The sequence below is a fragment of the Phytopseudomonas daroniae genome, assembly GCF_004327275.1.
Lineage (GTDB): Bacteria > Pseudomonadota > Gammaproteobacteria > Pseudomonadales > Pseudomonadaceae > Aquipseudomonas > Aquipseudomonas daroniae.
Window position 1 is genome coordinate 1 of sequence record NZ_QJUJ01000008.1, and the last position, 14,922, is coordinate 14,922.

The window sequence follows — 14,922 nt, forward strand, 5'->3', positions numbered from 1 at the left end:
GCTGCCAAGGTTGTCGGGGCTGCCTGCATTGCCGCCTGCACCGCCTGTGCCGCCAGCATCGTTTTGACCGTTCGCGCCGTTTTCAGCAGGCGAGGAGAGCGAGGTACCATCGCCGCCACCGCCACTGACAGGATCGCTGCTGTCACCGCCACCGCCACCGCCACCGGCAAGACCGCCGCCACCGCCACTGGCAGGACCGCCGCGACCGCCGTTGCCGCCACCCGTCAGAATGTCGGCGGCGCTGGCCGGCGCCACGGGTGCCGCCGTCAGCAACGCCACCAGACCGATGGCGGCCAGCGGGCGAAGCGCTGCACGGCGGCCGCCGCTTGCGCCCTTGCCCCGCCCCCGGGCGGTTTCGGCCACGGCCTGGCAGACGCCCAGGGCGCGATTGAACACGGTGCGGTAGATATGGTTCATGGGTTCCCTCCGGACTGGCGCCAACCGGTGCCTTGATGAATGGCACGCTGGCCAAAACCGCGATTGTGGCGGGGGCGTTCGGGCTTGTATGTCCCTCGGATTAGCGACAAGCTGGCACTTTTTCGGGGTGAGGCGGTCTCGGCCGCTTCGGCGGGGGGCGCAGGATGGATGCAGGCATGGCAGGACGTGACGCGATGATCCGTGTGGCGATGGTCGAGGACGATCCGTCGTTCCGCGAGTCGGTGCGCGCGGCCGTGGCGCGGGCGGGCGACGTAACCCTGGTGGCCGAGGCGGCGACCCTGGGCGAGGGCCTGGCGCTGCTCGATGGCCCGGCGGCGGACGTGCTGCTGGTGGATCTGGGCCTGCCGGATGGCTCGGGCATCGCGGCGATCGCCGCCGCGCAGGTGCGCTGGCCGGGGTGCGCGGTGATGGTCGCCACGCTGTTCGGCGACCAGGAACGGGTATTCGCCGCGCTGGCGGCCGGTGCCTGCGGTTACCTGCTCAAGGATGCCCTGGCGGCGGGTATCGTCGAGGAGATCCGCACCCTGCATGCCGGCGGCAGCCCGATCAGCCCGATGATCGCCCGGCGCCTGCTGCAGCGTTTTCAAGAACCGGTCAGGCTCGCGCAGCCGCTGGCGCTATCGGCCCGCGAGCAGCAAGTGCTCGAACGGGTTGCCCGTGGTTATTCCTATCCTGAGATCGCCGGGTCGCTCGAGGTTTCACCCTGGACGGTACAGACCTATGTACGGCGGATCTACGAGAAACTCGGGGTGAGCTCCAAGGCTGCTGCCATCAGCTCTGCCTACCGTCTGGGCCTGTTGTCGTCGGGCGAGCAGTGAAAGGCGTTCTGCTGTTGGTGCTCGCGCTCCTGCTGCTGGCCGATTCGCTGCAGGCCAGCGGTCGGGCCGATCCGCTCCAGCTGGTTCAGGCACTGCGTCTGATCGAGAACGTGGCCGCGCCTGGATTTGCCGAGCCGGGCGAGCGTTTGCCCGGCTTGCCGTCCGGCGCTTGGCAGGCGGTGGCGCTACCGGACGTGAACATGTCTCGCAGTACACTGCCTGGCGATGATGCGGGCGTACAAACCACCTGGTACCGCCTGCAATTGCCCGCGTCCGTGTTGCGCTCCGCGGTGCATCCCTCTCTTTACCTGCCGCGCTGGCAGACGGTAGGTCAGGTCGCCATTTACCTGGGTGGCGAGCTGCTTTGGCGTTCCACGGGCGACCCGGTATGGAACGGCTTCAACCAGCCGGTTCTACTCGAGTTGGGCCCGGGCGGCGGTGAGCCGCGAGAGCTGGTGATCCGCATGGATAGCCTGCAGGGGCTGGGTGGTGGGATCAGCACCTTGTGGCTGGGGGAAGAGGATCAACTGATCTGGCGCTACTGGACGCGCAGTGCTCTGCAGAGCGTTGTACCGCCCGCCATCGGCGTGGCCTTTCTGGCGCTTGGCCTGTTTACCGTGGCCATCTGGGTCAGGCGTCGGCACGAAGTGGCGTATCTGCTGTTTTTCTTCTGTTCGCTGTTCTACCTGTTGCGCAGCCTGCATTACATCGGGCCACTGGATACGCGTCTCATCTCCTCGTCGTGGTTCGGCTGGTTCACCGTCAACTCGATCATCTGGCTGGCGATAACCGGCCTGGTCTTCAATTTCCGCCTGAGTGGATACCGATATCGCTGGCTGGAGACAGGCATGCTGGTCAGCACCCTGTCCTGCGCTGTGCTGACCCTGCCTTGGCTGCAGTCGAGCAGCTATCTCGCCAGCATCGGCGTCGTGGCGCACTTGGCGATGCTGGTCTTCTTCATCCTGACGATACCGCTGCTGATGGGCGTGGTATGGCGCGATGGGGTCTGGACGGCACGGGCCATGGCGCTTTTGTATCTGCTGGCGATCCCCCTGGCCGCTCATGATCTGGCGCTGCAGAATTATTGGCTGAGCCTGGAGCAGCCTTACCTGCTGCCTTACTGGGAAATCAGTTTCTGCCTGCTGTTCGCCAGTGTCTTGCTGCAACGTTACCTGTACAGCATCGATGGCCTGGAGCGTAGCCAGGAAGTGCTGGCGCTCAGGCTGGCCGAGCGCGAAAGCGAACTGCGGCAAACCTACCAGCAACTGCGTGAGGCGGAACGACTGAAGACCCTGGCCGATGAGCGTCGGCGGCTGATGCGCGACATGCACGATGGCCTCGGTTCGACCCTGGTCGGCGCCTTGCGTATGGCCAGTGCCGGCCAGGGGACGTCGAACGATATCGAGCACCTGCTGCGCGACTGTATCGATGAACTGAAGTTGACCATCGATTCGCTGGATCCGGTGGAGGCCGACCTGACGTTATTGCTGGCGACCTTGCGCCATCGTTTGCAGCCTCGCCTGGAAGCCGCCGGTCTGGCAATGCACTGGCAGGTACAGGCTTTACCGAGGCTACCCTGGCTGAGCCCGGGAAACTCACTGCATGTGTTACGCATCCTGCAGGAACTGGTGACCAATATCATCAAGCATTCCGTGGCACGTCGGATAACCGTCAGTACGCGCGAAGATAGTTCGGGCGTCCGGATTCTGGTGGAAGACGATGGCAAAGGTTTCGAGCCCGGGGGAGGAGGGCCGGCAGGCGGTCGTGGCTTGGCCAACATCCGCAGTCGCGCCCAGGCGCTGGGGGCGAAGGTGGAGTGGGTGGCGCAGCCAGCAGCGGGAACGCGCTTCAGCCTTTGGTTGCCCCTGAATCAAACCGTGACGGGGAATGCATCTGCTGAATCGCCTGGAACCACCTGATCCAGAGGAATCGGGTGCACAGGATGAGTGGCTGCCGAAAGGCGAGAGCAGACGTAGACGTAGGGTGGACAACGCTCTTTTTGTCCACCATTACGATGGTAAGTGGTGGACGGATAAAGCGTTGTCCACCCTGCGAAGGTGGAAGCGACCGGTCGATGATCCGCGTTAAACGAAGGATCAGGCCTTCGGCCCCGGATTACGCCTGCGGCTAATCCAGGCTACGTTCTGCCAATGGCGTAGAGGCTATCGAACGCCGCTCCAGCCGTTCAGGCCTGCTCGAAGATCACGTATACCTTGCGGCACGGCTCCAGCACTTCCCAGGTGCCGACGAAGCCGGCCGGGATCACGAAGCGGTCGCCGACACGCACGGTCTTGGCGTTGCCTTCCTGGTCGCGCAGCACGGAAACGCCCTGGAGGATCTCGCAGTATTCGTGTTCGCTGTAGTTCACCGTCCACTGGCCGATATCACCTTCCCAGACGCCTGAGTTGAACTGGCCGCAAGGGCTGGCGTAGTGGTTGCGTACTTGCTGCAATGGGTCGCCCTTGAGGATCTTTTCGGGGGCGGGGCGGTACTCTTCGGCGCTGCCGCCGCCCTGGGCGAAATCGACAATCTGTTGGATATTCATATTCGCTTCCGTGGTCAATCCGAGAACGTGCAGCGATCATCCCATGCCTATCGACGGCCTGGGGCGATGCGGCGTAACAGGCTGTTGAAGAACTACCTGCGTTATTCAATTGCCTGATAACGATTCGTTCGAGTCTATGTTTTATAAATTGAACGCAGCAAGGGCATTTCCCGATCAAGTGTCAAGAATATTGAAAATCCTGCGGGCGCTGGTTTAGTGTGGTTCGCAGTTTCCAAGGCGCTCGGCGCCTTCACCGACTAAGAGGATGATCGAATGACCCGTTTGACTCGTGCCGACTGGGAACAGCGTGCCAAGGATCTGAAGATCGAGACCCGTGCCTTCGTGCAGGGCGAGTATCAGGCCGCCCAGAGTGGCGAAACCTTCGATTGCATCAGCCCGGTCGATGGCCGGGTACTGGGCCAGGTCGCCAGTTGCGATCTGGCGGACGCCGAGCTGGCGGTCAAGTCGGCCCGTGCAGCGTTCGACTCCGGGGTCTGGTCGCGCATCGCGCCGGCCAAGCGCAAGGAGAAGATGATTCGCTTCTCGGAACTGCTGCTGGCCAACGCCGAGGAGCTGGCGCTGCTGGAAACCCTCGACATGGGCAAGCCGATCGGCGATTCGCTGAGCATCGACATTCCGGCAGCCGCCCACGCCATCCGCTGGAGCGCCGAGGCCATCGACAAGGTCTACGACGAAGTCGCCCCGACGCCCCACGACCAGCTCGGCTTGGTTACCCGCGAGCCGGTCGGCGTGGTGGCCGCCATCGTGCCGTGGAATTTCCCGCTGATGATGGCCAGCTGGAAGCTCGGCCCGGCGCTGGCCACCGGTAACTCGGTGATCCTCAAACCGTCCGAGAAATCCCCGCTGACCGCCATTCGCGTCGCTGCCCTGGCCGTGGAAGCCGGCATCCCGGCTGGCGTATTCAACGTACTGCCGGGCCATGGTCATACCGTGGGCAAGGCCCTGGCGTTGCACATGGACGTCGACACCCTGGTGTTCACCGGCTCCACCAAGATCGCCAAGCAACTGATGATCTACGCCGGCGAGTCGAACATGAAACGCGTGTGGCTGGAGGCCGGCGGCAAGAGCCCGAACATCGTCTTCGCCGATGCGCCGGATCTGCAGGCCGCTGCCGAATCCGCCGCCAGCGCCATCGCCTTCAACCAGGGCGAGGTATGCACCGCGGGCTCGCGCCTGCTGGTGGAAAACTCCATCAAGGAGCGTTTCGTACCGATGGTGGTCGAGGCCCTGAAAGGCTGGAAGGCCGGTAACCCGCTGGATCCGGACACCAATGTCGGCGCTCTGGTCGATACCCAGCAGATGAACAGCGTGCTCGGCTACATCGAGGCCGGCCACAATGACGGCGCCAAGCTGGTGATCGGTGGCAAGCGCACCCTGCAAGAGAGTGGCGGCACCTATGTCGAGCCGACCATCTTCGACGGCGTGACCAATGCCATGACCATCGCCCGTGAGGAAATCTTCGGGCCGGTGCTCTCGGTGATCGGTTTCGACAGCGCCGAGCAGGCTGTGCAGATCGCCAACGACACCGTTTACGGCCTGGCGGCAGCGGTGTGGACGGCGGATATCTCCAAGGCGCACCTGACCGCCCGCGCGCTGCGTGCCGGCAGCGTCTGGGTCAACCAGTACGACGGTGGCGACATGACCGCGCCGTTCGGTGGCTTCAAGCAATCGGGCAACGGCCGTGACAAGTCGCTGCACGCCTTCGACAAGTACACCGAACTGAAAGCGACCTGGATCAAACTCTAAACAGCAGCGGCAAGCTGCAAGCCTCAAGTAAAAGCGCAAGAGCTGACGCTTGACCGCAGCGATGAGGCTAGTGTCGCGTCACACATCAAATGTCGTATCCGAGCGATCGGGCTGAGTGTCGCTCAAAGGGGCGAAAGCAGCCGTAGGATGGGTGAAACCCATCATTGGCCGATGGGTTGCACCCATCCTACGACCTGTTCCTGCACGGATAAGGCTCGCCTGCAAGCGAGCTCGATCGACCCAGCGGCCGGGCTCCATGGAGCCCGGCCGCTGTGCTTTGCCTCTGGAGTCAGTGATGCGTTGGGGAACCTACTTCGCCGTGTGCGCGGCGGTGATCAGTATCGGCCTGGCGTTGGGCACGACCATGCCGCTGGTGTCCTTGCGCCTGGAGAGTTGGGGCTATGGCAACTTCGCCATCGGCGTGATGGCGGCCACGCCTGCGGTTGGCGTGCTGCTCGGCGCCTCGCTGGCTGGTCGACTGGCCTCGCGCTGCCCCACGCCGCGGCTGATGCAGTTGTGCCTGCTGACCGGTGCGGTGTCAGTCACCGGCCTGGCACTGATGCAGAACTATGGCGTGTGGCTGTTGCTGCGCCTGCTGCTTGGCGTGACGCTTACCGTGGTGTTCATCCTCGGTGAAAGCTGGATCAACCAACTGGCCGTGGAAAAGTGGCGTGGTCGCCTGGTGGCGCTGTATGGCACGGGTTATGCGTTGAGCCAGCTATGCGGGCCGTTGCTGCTGAGCGTGCTCGGTACCGATACGGACTTGGGCTTCTGGTTCGGCACCGTGCTGCTGATCGGCGGCTCGCTACTGTTGATCGGCCGCAGCGGTGCGCCGGTGGTCGACGCTCACAGTGTTTCTGGGCGCGGTTTGCTGGTGTTCTGTCAGCGCCTGCCGGCGATCGCCTGGGCGGTGATGCTGTTCGCTGCCTTCGAAGCGATGATGCTCACGCTGTTGCCGATCTATGGCCTGCGCCAGGGCTTCACCCAGGAAGTGGCGTTGTTCATGGCCAGCGTGGTGGTGGTCGGTGATGCGGCGCTGCAACTGCCAATTGGCCTGCTCGCCGACCGAATCTCGAGGGTGGCGCTGTTCCGCGGTTGCGGCGTGGTCTTGCTGTTCTCCAGCCTGGGCATTCCAGCGCTGTTGCATACGCCACTGATCTGGCCGCTGCTGGTGCTGTTCGGCGCCAGCGCCGGCGGCCTGTTCACCCTGTCGCTGATCCTGATCGGCGAGCGCTTTCGTGATGATCAACTGGTACGCGCCAATGCCCACGTGGCCCAGCTATGGGGCATCGGCTGCCTGATCGGGCCGCTGTCGACGGGGGCGGTGAGCCAGTGGGTCAGCGGGCATGCCTTGCCGATCCTGATGGCGTTCGGTGCGGCAGGGTTCGTCTGGCTGGCCTGGCGGCGCGATGCGTTCGATGAGCGGGCGACGCTATAGCATCTTCTCCAGCCCGATCACCCGCGAGAACCAGGCGTTGAAGCGCCGCCAGCGGGTGCCCGGCTCCTCGTCCAGCACGAAGGCTTTACCGTCGTCCTCGCCGAGCCAGACCATGCGCGTACCGTTGCCATCCGGTTGCAGGCGCACTTCATAGCTGACGGCTGGTTCCATGCCCTGCAGAGCGAGCTCACGCAGGTAGTCGGCGAGCTTGGGGCTGTCCACCAGCACGCCCACCTCGGTGTTCCACAGCACCGAGCGGGGATCGATGTTGAAGGAGCCGACGAAGGATTTCTGCCGGTCGATGACCAGCGCCTTGCTGTGCAGGCTGGAGTTGGAGCTGCCGCTGAAGCTGTAGGTTGGGGCAGAGTCGGCACCCGGTTGGCTGCGCAGCTCGAACAGGCGCATGCCGTGCTCCAGCATCTCTTGCCGATAAGGCGCGTAGCCGCCGTGCACGGCGGGCACGTCGGTGGCCTCCAGGGCGTTGGTCAGCAGACGGATATCCACGCCTTTGTCAGCCAGGCCGATCAGGTACTGCAACCCAGCCTGAGCCGGGACGAAGTAGGCCGAGACCATCACCAGGTCGTCCTCGGTGGCCTGCAGGTGCGGTGCCAGTTGCGTGGTCAGCAGCAGATGCGGGTCGGGCTCGCCGCTGGCCAGTACCTTGCTCGGCGCATCCCACAATGCGGTGCCGGGTGCCCAGATCAGTTCGCCGAGCCACTTCTGCAGTTTGGGCTCTTCCTGGTAGGCGAGCAGACGGTGATAGAGCTTCGGCTGCTCGACACGCGCGGTGTCCAGGTAGTCCTGTAGCCCCTTGCGCGCTTTGTTCAGCGCCTTCTCGTCAGGTCGCTGCCAGACGAACTGCTGAATGGGTTTGCTCAGCGCGCTGTTCCAGTACTGGTCGAAACTCTGCGACAGATCCCGCGCCACCGGGCCGATGGCGAGCATGTCGATGTCGGTGAAATTGAGGTTGGGCTCGGCGTCGAAGTACTCGTCGCCCAGATTGCGTCCGCCGACGATGGCCGCGGCGCTATCGGCCAGCCACAGCTTGTTGTGCATGCGCCGATGCTGCTGCGACAGGTTCAGCCCGCGGCCGAGCATACGTGTGACGCCGGTCATGCGGCCAAGGTGCAACGGGTTGAATACGCGGATCTGGATATTCGGGTGAGCCGCCAGCAAGGCGATCTGATAGTCCTTGCCGTCGCTGGCAGTGTCGTCGAGCAGAAAGCGCACTCGCACACCGCGATCCGCCGCTTGCAGCAGCTCCTTGACCAGCGCCCGAGTGCTCAACCCGTCATGGACGATGTAGTACTGCAAATCGAGGCTGTGCTGCGCTGCGCGGATCAGTTCGGCTCGGGCAGCAAAGGCTTCGTTGCTGGCAGGCAGCAGGCGAAACCCCGAGTGCCCCTGGTGTTCGGCAGCGCGTGCTTCAAGCGTTGCGCCGAACGAGGAGTCGGCTGCGGGAATGGCCTGGCTGGGGACGATGGGCACCTGATTGGTGCAGCCGCCGAGGCTCAGTAAAACGATAAAGAGCACGCGCAATGGCACAGTCGCAGCCTCCATCGGCTGTCGGGGGGAGTGCTGATAGGACGCCGCTGCGCTTGAAAAGATTCAGCTAGGATTCTTCCAGCATGGCCGCAACGGTTTCGCCGACCGTGCGTACCGCGGCCTCGATGCTCGCGCTGTGCCGCGAGGCATAGTTCATGCGCAGGCAGTTGCGATATTTGCCGGCTGCGGAAAAGATGCTGCCCGGCGCGATCTGCACCTTGTGCACCGCCAGTTCGCGGTTCAGGCGCTGGCTGTCGAAGCCTTCCGGCATTTCCACCCAGATCATGAAGCTGCCCTGAGGCCGGCTGACCCGCACCGACGGGGGGAAGTAACGACTCACCCAGTCGCTCATCTGATCCAGGCCGCGCGCATATTGCGCGCGCATGCGCCGCAGGTGCGGCTCGTAATGACCGCCCTCGATGTATTCGGCCAGAGCCAGTTGCGGCAACTGCGCGGTGGTGCCAGTGCCCATGTATTTCATGTGCAGCACCTGATTCAGATAACGGCCAGGCGCGATCCAGCCGACACGCAACCCCGGCGCCAGCGTCTTGGAGAAGGAACTGCACAAGAGTACCCGACCGTCGTCATCGTAGGATTTGATGGTGCGCGGGCGCGGGTAGTGAAAGGCCAGCTCGCCATATACATCGTCTTCGATGATCGCCACATCGTGGCGTTGAGCGAGGGCCACCAGGGCACGCTTGTTGGCCTCCGGCATGATGTAGCCCAGCGGGTTGTTGCAGTTCGGGGTGAGCTGAATGGCCTTGATCGGCCACTGCTCCAGGGCCAGTTCCAGGGCTTCCAGACTGATGCCGGTCAACGGGTCGGTCGGCAGTTCCAGCGCTTTCATGCCGAAGCCCTTGAGCGCCTGCATCACGCCATGGAAGCTCGGCGAATCGACGGCGACGATATCGCCGGGCACACAGATCGAACGGATGGCTGCCGATAGCGCTTCGTGGCAGCCGGTGGTGATGACGATGTCTTCATAAGTCAGCTGGCAGCCCGAGTCCAGTGCCAGGCGGGCGATCTGTTCGCGCAGGCGCTGGTCGCCATGAATGCTGCCGTAGGTCAGGGTCTGCAGATCCTGCTTGCGGCTCAGGCGCGACAGCGAGCGCAACAGCGGCTTGAGCGTCGGGCTGTCGATATCCGGTCGGCCGCGGCCGAGCTGGACGAAATCGTTGCGTGGCGGCAGGGAAATCTGCTCCAGCACCTGATCCCATTGCGACACCTCTACTGGCCGCTGTGGTGCCCGGCTGATCTTCGGCAGCGCCGGTTTGTCGCGGCCTTGCGGTACGAAGTAGCCGGACTTCGGCTTCGGCAGGGCGAGTCCGCGGTCTTCCAGATGCCGATAGGCCTGCTGCACCGTACTCAGGCTGACCCCATGCTCCTGGCTCAGGGCGCGTACCGAGGGCAGACGGTCGCCTGGGCGATACAGCCCTTGTTCGATGCGTTCGCCGAGCAGCTCGGCCAGGTTGGTATAGAGGGTCATGCTCAGTGCCTGTATTGAAAAAATAGAATCGGTAACCAGTACAGATGGCTTCACCACCGACCATTCAGTTGCGCTTTTCCGACATCTGTATTGATTTAATTCTGATTTTTTGGATCTGTCATGTCTTTTCGTCGTTTGCCATCATTATCTCCCATGAACGATAGACGCAGGAGAGCGAGATGAGCGGACTGAGCGATGTGCGATTGACCCTGAAGAGCAGCGAGCTGGATGGCTGTGCACGTCAACGTGTGGCGGAGCTGGCGCCACCGCGTGAGGCACTGACCCATCGCTGGAAGTTGTTCATTCGCCGCCTGATGACCCGCGGTGCCTTGCGCGAGCTGAGCGATGCGCAACTGCACGATATCGGCCTGACCCGTGACCAGGCCAGGCAGGAAGCCTCGCTGCCGTTCTGGAAGCTGTGACTGGTGGCTTAGGTTGCATCTGTAGCCTGGATTAGCCGCAGGCGTAATCCGGGGAGCGATCAGAAGTGCATCCCGCATTCCCTTGGCTGATTACCCGCAGGCGGCTCCTGCAAAGTGAGATCGCGGTCAATCTCGTAGGAGCCGGGGGGCGCCTAGCCCTTGCCGGCGATGCTTTTGCTGGATGCTGTCAGGCCAGCTCTTTGAGGCGGTGCCAGAGCATGCCCAGGGCCAGCAGTGGTGAGCGCAGGTAGCGGCCGCCGGGGAAGGTCATGTGCGGCACCTTGGCGAACAGCTCGAAGCCGCCGCCAGCCTGCCCGGCGATGGCCTCGCCGAGCAGTTTGCCGGCCAGGTGCGTGGCGTTGACGCCATGGCCCGAGTAGGCCTGGGCATAGAATACGTTTGGCTGATCCTTCAACTGGCCAATCTGCGGCAGGCGGTTGGCACCGATACCGATCATGCCGCCCCATTGATAGTCGATGCGCACGTCGTCCAACTGCGGAAAGACCGCCAGCATCTTTGGCCGCATATAGGCGGCGATATCGGACGGGTCGCGCCCCGAATAATGGCAGGCGCCGCCGAACAGCAAGCGACGGTCGGCCGAGAGACGGTAGTAGTCGAGCGCTACCCGCTGGTCGCAGAGCGCCATGTTCTGCGGGATCAGGGTACTGGCTTGCTCTTCGCTCAACGGCTCGGTGGCGATGATATAGCTGCCGGCCGGCAATACTTGGCCGCCCAGCGTCGGGTTCAGATCATCTATATAGGCGTTGCAACCCAGCACCAGTTGCGCCGCGCGCACCAAGCCCTGAGCCGTGTGTACGCGGATCTCTTTGCCATAGTCGATGCGCGTGGCCGGTGAATGCTCGAACAGACGCACGCCCAGGCTCTGCGCCGCGGCAGCTTCGCCCAGGGCCAGATTGAGTGGATGCAGGTGGCCCGAACCCATGTCGATCAGGCCGCCGACATAGCGGCTCGAGCCGACCACCTCGTGCATCTGTTCCGGTTGCAGCAGGCGCAGTTCGTGACGATAGCCGAGGCTCTGCAGTTCGGCGGCGTCTTCGGCGAAGCCGGCCAGGTCGCGGGGCTTGTTGGCCAGGTCGCAGTAGCCCCAGGTGAGGTCGCAGGCGATGTCGAACTGCTCGACCCGGCGGCGCACGATTTCCACCGCTTCCAGGCCCATCAGCTTCAGCTCGCGCACGCCGCTGGCGCCGATCACCGACTCGAACCGCTCGACGCCGTGGCCGACGCCGCGAATCAGTTGTCCGCCGTTGCGCCCGCTGGCGCCCCAGCCGATCCGATGGGCTTCCAGCAACACCACCGAGAGGCCTTTCTGGGCGAGCTCGATGGCTGTGTTCAGGCCAGAGAAGCCACCGCCGACGATGCACACATCGGCGCGCTGCTCACCGTGCAGAGCCGGGTAATCGAGCTGCAGATTGGCGCTCGCGGCGTAGTAGGATGGGGCATGCTCGGCGCTATGAACCGGCGGGTTGGCACGGGCGGTCATGTGCGAAATCCTGAGTTTTCTGTTTGTAAAAATTGACAAAGCATAAGCGTTGACTTTACTCGGCGCCAACCCGCGATGGCGTTTGGATAATGCTGCTGCCATATCCTTTGCGGCGGGCGGGCTCGCCTGTACCATGCGCGGCATCCGTTTCCGAGCCATGACCATGAGCTGCACCAGCCGCAAGATCGACCTTCTGCGCCGACAGATCCCGCGCTTCGACTGCGTGCCCGGCTGCCACGATTGTTGCGGCCCGGTGACCGCCTCGTCGGAAGAAATGTCGCGCCTGCCGCGCAAGACCGCCACCGAGCAGGACGCCGCCCTGGCCGACTACAACTGCGTGCACCTCGGCCCTCAGGGCTGCCAGGTGTATGACCAGCGCCCGCTGATCTGTCGCCTGTTCGGCACCACCGCCAGCCTGCCGTGCCCCCACGGTCGTGGGCCCGAGCAGCCAATCGAAGCGAGCGTGGAGCGCCAGGTGCATCAGCTCATCGCCAGTACGCGGCAGGTGCTGGTCTAGGGCCTGTCAGCGCTGCTGCGCAAGCGTCTTTATCAAGCTCGGTCAGGTCATTTACTCCGGCACCGGCAGCGCCAAACTTTCCTTCACCTCTTCCATCACGATATAGCTCTTCGACTCGCGCACATGGGGCAGCTTGAGGAGGATGTCGCCGAGCAGCTTGCGGTAGCTGGCCATCTCGTTGATGCGCGCCTTCACCAGGTAGTCGAAGTCGCCGGATACCAGATGGCACTCCAGTACGTGGGGCAATTTCAGTACGGCGCGGCGGAAGTCTTCGAAGGTGTCGCCGGATTTGTAGTCCAGGCTGATCTCCACGAACACCAGCAGGCTGGCCTTGAGGTTCTGCGGGTTGAGGCGGGCGTGGTAACCCATGATGATGCCTTCGCGCTCCAGGCGGCGGACGCGTTCGGTGCAGGGCGTGGTGGACAAACCGACCCGCTCGCCCAGTTCGGTGAAGGAGATGCGTCCGTCCTCCTGGAGGATGCGCAGGATGTTGCGATCGATCTTGTCCAGCTCGCGGCGGCTCTGGTGTTGCGTACGCATGATCGGCGCCCCTCCATGAAAGGCTGTTAAACCCAGAATTCTCTTCAAATATAGGCCTGTATACAGTGAAAAGCACTGCCATTCACTTTCTATACTGTACGCATCGACTTCTCAAATCGTAATACGCCAGTGCATCGTCGCGGCGAGGAGGAAATATGCGGGTTCTGGTGCTTGGTAGCGGTGTGATCGGTACGACCAGTGCGTACTACCTGGCCCGTCAGGGTTTCGAGGTGGTGGTGGTGGATCGCCAGAACGGCCCTGCCCTGGAAACCAGTTTCGCCAACGCCGGCCAGGTGTCGCCGGGTTATGCCTCGCCCTGGGCTGCGCCGGGCGTGCCGCTGAAAGCCATCAAGTGGTTGTTGCAGAAGCACGCACCGCTGGCCATCAAGGCCAGCGCCGATATCGACCAGTACCTGTGGATGGCGCAGATGCTGCGCAACTGCACCGCCAGCCGTTACGCGGTGAACAAGGAGCGCATGGTGCGGCTGTCCGAGTACAGCCGTGATTGCCTAGACGAGCTGCGTGCGGAAACCGGCCTCGCCTATGAAGGCCGTCAGCTTGGCACCACGCAACTTTTTCGTACTCAGGCGCAGTTGGACAACGCGGCCAAGGACATCGCTGTACTGAAAGAGTCCGGTGTGCCTTACGAGTTGCTCGACCGTGCTGGCATCGCCAAGGTCGAGCCGGCCCTGGCCAGCGTCACCGATAAGCTCGTAGGTGCCCTGCGCCTGCCTAACGACCAGACCGGCGATTGCCAGATGTTCACCCGCAAGCTGGCCGATATGGCGGCTGCGCTGGGCGTGCAGTTCCGTTTCGGTCAGAACATCCAGCGTCTGGATTTCGCCGGGGATCGCATCAATGGGGTGTGGATCGACGGCAAACTGGAAACCGCCGACCGTTACGTGCTGGCGCTGGGCAGCTACAGCCCGCAACTGCTCAAGCCGCTGGGTATACGCGCGCCGGTGTATCCGCTCAAGGGCTACTCGCTGACGGTGCCGATCACCAACCCGGACATGGCGCCGACGTCGACCATTCTCGACGAGACCTACAAGGTCGCCATCACCCGCTTCGACCAGCGCATTCGCGTTGGCGGCATGGCCGAGATCGCTGGCTTCGACCTGAGCCTCGACCCGCGTCGACGGGAAACCCTGGAGATGATCGTCGGTGATCTCTACCCCGAGGGCGGTGATCTGAGCCAGGCGGACTTCTGGACGGGGCTGCGTCCGGCGACGCCGGATGGCACGCCGATCGTGGGCGCAACGCCGTATCGAAACCTGTTTCTGAACACCGGACACGGTACCCTAGGCTGGACCATGGCCTGTGGCTCCGGGCGTTTCCTTGCTGACATCATCGCCAGGAAGCGTCCGCAGATCAGCAGCGAAGGCCTGGATATTTCCCGTTATGGCACAACCAAGGAGTCGAACACGCATGTCCATACAGCGCCTGCGAACTGAACCGCGTCTGAGCGAAATCGTCATTCACAACGGTACCGTCTACCTGGCCGGCCAACTGGATGAAGACCATAGCGAAGGCATCGAAGCCCAGACCAAAGCGACGCTGGACAGCATCGACGCCTTCCTGGCCGAAGCCGGTACCGACAAGTCGCGCATTCTGTCGATCACCATCTTTCTCAAGAACATCGATGATCGCGAAGGCCTGAACAAGGTCTGGGATGCCTGGGTGCCCGCCGGTAATTCACCAGCCCGTGCCTGCGTCGAGGCCAAGCTGTATTCGCCGGACGTACTCGTGGAGATGACCGTGATTGCTGCTTTACCCTAAGGGCCGGCTCACGATCTACCGAGATGTTCCGACTGCAATAAGGCAAAAGCAGCCATTGAGCTGCAAGCCACAAGCTTCAAGCTACAAGATAGAAGCAAGAGCAATGGAGCGCTCCGAGCCGCTTTT

The 14,922-nt window shown here is 63.2% G+C and carries 14 protein-coding genes; 8 read left to right on the top strand and 6 right to left on the bottom strand.

Annotated features, from left to right (window positions below; genetic code table 11):
• The coding region (locus DNK10_RS17765; RefSeq protein WP_208738834.1) for an ESPR domain-containing protein at positions 1 to 417 on the bottom strand (417 nt) is incomplete at its 3' end.
• A 176-nt stretch (positions 418 to 593) separates the two neighbouring features.
• Here DNK10_RS17765 and DNK10_RS17770 point away from each other — a divergent pair.
• Both DNK10_RS17770 and DNK10_RS17775 read left to right on the top strand, forming a co-directional pair.
• Positions 594 to 1,256: a response regulator transcription factor gene (locus tag DNK10_RS17770; RefSeq protein WP_131192469.1), complete on the top strand. Its 663-nt coding sequence runs from the start codon at positions 594 to 596 to the stop codon at positions 1,254 to 1,256.
• Positions 1,253 to 3,175 (top strand): sensor histidine kinase, encoded by a 1,923-nt coding sequence (locus DNK10_RS17775; RefSeq protein ID WP_165496008.1) that lies wholly within the window; start codon positions 1,253 to 1,255, stop codon positions 3,173 to 3,175. Before DNK10_RS17770 ends, DNK10_RS17775 begins: the two co-directional genes overlap by 4 nt.
• Positions 3,176 to 3,441: 266 nt before the next feature.
• Here the strand turns inward: DNK10_RS17775 and DNK10_RS17780 are convergent, their stop codons facing one another.
• Positions 3,442 to 3,801, bottom strand: coding sequence for a cupin domain-containing protein (locus tag DNK10_RS17780; RefSeq protein ID WP_131192471.1), 360 nt, complete (start codon positions 3,799 to 3,801; stop codon positions 3,442 to 3,444).
• 273 nt (positions 3,802 to 4,074) lie between these two features.
• On the opposite strand from DNK10_RS17780, the gene DNK10_RS17785 reads away from it, so the two are divergent.
• Both DNK10_RS17785 and DNK10_RS17790 read left to right on the top strand, forming a co-directional pair.
• Complete coding sequence (locus DNK10_RS17785; RefSeq protein WP_131192472.1) at positions 4,075 to 5,568, top strand: aldehyde dehydrogenase; 1,494 nt, start codon at positions 4,075 to 4,077, stop codon at positions 5,566 to 5,568.
• A gap of 295 nt (positions 5,569 to 5,863) precedes the next feature.
• Complete coding sequence (locus DNK10_RS17790; protein ID WP_131192473.1) at positions 5,864 to 7,006, top strand: MFS transporter; 1,143 nt, start codon at positions 5,864 to 5,866, stop codon at positions 7,004 to 7,006.
• On the opposite strand, the gene DNK10_RS17795 is transcribed toward DNK10_RS17790, so the two are convergent.
• Entirely contained in the window at positions 7,001 to 8,551 is a 1,551-nt protein-coding gene (locus DNK10_RS17795; protein WP_425273866.1) for a phospholipase D family protein, read from the bottom strand. The genes DNK10_RS17790 and DNK10_RS17795 overlap by 6 nt on opposite strands.
• A 67-nt stretch (positions 8,552 to 8,618) precedes the next feature.
• The gene (locus DNK10_RS17800) at positions 8,619 to 10,037 is read right to left on the bottom strand and encodes an aminotransferase-like domain-containing protein (protein WP_131192475.1); all 1,419 of its coding nucleotides are present in this window, start codon (positions 10,035 to 10,037) and stop codon (positions 8,619 to 8,621) included.
• Between the two features lie 179 nt (positions 10,038 to 10,216).
• On the opposite strand from DNK10_RS17800, the gene DNK10_RS17805 reads away from it, so the two are divergent.
• Entirely contained in the window at positions 10,217 to 10,459 is a 243-nt protein-coding gene (locus DNK10_RS17805; RefSeq protein ID WP_131192476.1) for a DUF1127 domain-containing protein, read from the top strand.
• Positions 10,460 to 10,646: 187 nt separating this feature from the next.
• On the opposite strand, the gene DNK10_RS17810 is transcribed toward DNK10_RS17805, so the two are convergent.
• A complete protein-coding gene (locus DNK10_RS17810) occupies positions 10,647 to 11,960 on the bottom strand; it encodes an NAD(P)/FAD-dependent oxidoreductase (RefSeq protein WP_131192477.1) in 1,314 nt (437 codons plus the stop codon).
• 163 nt (positions 11,961 to 12,123) lie between these two features.
• On the opposite strand from DNK10_RS17810, the gene DNK10_RS17815 reads away from it, so the two are divergent.
• Complete coding sequence (locus DNK10_RS17815) at positions 12,124 to 12,477, top strand: YkgJ family cysteine cluster protein (RefSeq protein WP_131180130.1); 354 nt, start codon at positions 12,124 to 12,126, stop codon at positions 12,475 to 12,477.
• Between the two features lie 51 nt (positions 12,478 to 12,528).
• Here DNK10_RS17815 and dadR read toward each other — a convergent pair whose 3' ends face one another.
• Complete coding sequence (dadR, locus tag DNK10_RS17820) at positions 12,529 to 13,017, bottom strand: transcriptional regulator DadR (protein ID WP_013789818.1); 489 nt, start codon at positions 13,015 to 13,017, stop codon at positions 12,529 to 12,531.
• Between the two features lie 155 nt (positions 13,018 to 13,172).
• Here dadR and dadA point away from each other — a divergent pair, with 155 nt between their 5' ends.
• Positions 13,173 to 14,471, top strand: coding sequence for a D-amino acid dehydrogenase (gene dadA, locus DNK10_RS17825; RefSeq protein WP_131180131.1), 1,299 nt, complete (start codon positions 13,173 to 13,175; stop codon positions 14,469 to 14,471).
• Complete coding sequence (locus tag DNK10_RS17830; protein ID WP_131192478.1) at positions 14,446 to 14,796, top strand: RidA family protein; 351 nt, start codon at positions 14,446 to 14,448, stop codon at positions 14,794 to 14,796. Before dadA ends, DNK10_RS17830 begins: the two co-directional genes overlap by 26 nt.
• The last annotated feature ends 126 nt before the right edge of the window (positions 14,797 to 14,922 follow it).

What these genes read in the sequence shown, in the direction of transcription:
- DNK10_RS17770 (WP_131192469.1), top strand. Translation starts at nt 594, where the DNA reads ATGGCAGGACGTGACGCGATGATCCGTGTGGCGATGGTCGAGGACGAT.
- DNK10_RS17780 (WP_131192471.1), bottom strand. Translation starts at nt 3,801, where the DNA reads ATGAATATCCAACAGATTGTCGATTTCGCCCAGGGCGGCGGCAGCGCC.
- DNK10_RS17785 (WP_131192472.1), top strand. Translation starts at nt 4,075, where the DNA reads ATGACCCGTTTGACTCGTGCCGACTGGGAACAGCGTGCCAAGGATCTG.
- DNK10_RS17790 (WP_131192473.1), top strand. Translation starts at nt 5,864, where the DNA reads ATGCGTTGGGGAACCTACTTCGCCGTGTGCGCGGCGGTGATCAGTATC.
- DNK10_RS17800 (WP_131192475.1), bottom strand. Translation starts at nt 10,037, where the DNA reads ATGACCCTCTATACCAACCTGGCCGAGCTGCTCGGCGAACGCATCGAA.
- DNK10_RS17805 (WP_131192476.1), top strand. Translation starts at nt 10,217, where the DNA reads ATGAGCGGACTGAGCGATGTGCGATTGACCCTGAAGAGCAGCGAGCTG.
- DNK10_RS17810 (WP_131192477.1), bottom strand. Translation starts at nt 11,960, where the DNA reads ATGACCGCCCGTGCCAACCCGCCGGTTCATAGCGCCGAGCATGCCCCA.
- DNK10_RS17815 (WP_131180130.1), top strand. Translation starts at nt 12,124, where the DNA reads ATGAGCTGCACCAGCCGCAAGATCGACCTTCTGCGCCGACAGATCCCG.
- dadR (WP_013789818.1), bottom strand. Translation starts at nt 13,017, where the DNA reads ATGCGTACGCAACACCAGAGCCGCCGCGAGCTGGACAAGATCGATCGC.
- dadA (WP_131180131.1), top strand. Translation starts at nt 13,173, where the DNA reads ATGCGGGTTCTGGTGCTTGGTAGCGGTGTGATCGGTACGACCAGTGCG.
- DNK10_RS17830 (WP_131192478.1), top strand. Translation starts at nt 14,446, where the DNA reads ATGTCCATACAGCGCCTGCGAACTGAACCGCGTCTGAGCGAAATCGTC.